Origin of the sequence: Cohnella baijiui, assembly GCF_020731285.1 — a bacterium.
Lineage (GTDB): Bacteria > Bacillota > Bacilli > Paenibacillales > Paenibacillaceae > Cohnella.
This window is the reverse complement of sequence record NZ_JAJFOW010000379.1, coordinates 1-230: the sequence shown is the minus strand read 5'-3', so window position 1 is coordinate 230 and position 230 is coordinate 1. Positions and strand designations below refer to the sequence as shown.

Here is a 230-nt window from a genome sequence, read left to right as displayed (position 1 = left end):
GCCATCATCTCCTGGATAGCAGCAGAAGTTTCATTTGCTGATGTAGTGAGTATATTCGCACTTTCGGAAACTAAATGAATAGAAGCATACATTTGTTCTATCGCTGCTGAAATTTCCTCCACACTGCCTGCGGTTACATTCGTATTTGCCGCTGTTTGTTGAATCGTAGCGACTAGCGCACTAACTGAATCATTTGCTTTACTCATGGATTTATCTAATATTTCTGCACT

At 40.4% G+C, this 230-nt stretch carries 1 pseudogene; it reads right to left on the bottom strand.

From position 1 onward, the window contains the following. Nucleotides 1–230 (bottom strand): annotated as a pseudogene (locus LKX83_RS33035) (methyl-accepting chemotaxis protein); the annotation flags it as partial.